Raw genomic sequence first — 237 nt, 5'->3', positions numbered from 1 at the left:
GACGGATACCACGAATCCATGAGCACATACACCGGCTGAGCCCGCTTCACCTTGAGCGAGGAAAGCATCTCGATCGCCAGGTCGATCTTGCTTTTTCCCGCTTTCTTGTCATACAGGCGGAACGCAAATGGGAACGCCTGCGTGAAGGTGTGCACCATCAGCCAAACGAGCGAATGCCCCCAGACCGATTGATGATCTTTATGCGAGTAGTGCCAGTCGCACCCTTGAATGGCGTGC

1 pseudogene is annotated in these 237 nt (G+C 55.3%); it reads right to left on the bottom strand.

Going from position 1 to position 237, the window contains the following annotated elements:
- Positions 1-237 (bottom strand): annotated as a pseudogene (locus ABS784_RS17285) (IS701 family transposase); the annotation flags it as partial.

Origin of the sequence: Geobacillus sp. G4, from assembly GCF_040327975.1 — a bacterium.
Lineage (GTDB): Bacteria > Bacillota > Bacilli > Bacillales > Anoxybacillaceae > Geobacillus > Geobacillus thermoleovorans.
The sequence above is the reverse complement of the archived record's forward strand: the minus strand, read 5'-3'. Positions and strand labels throughout refer to the sequence as shown.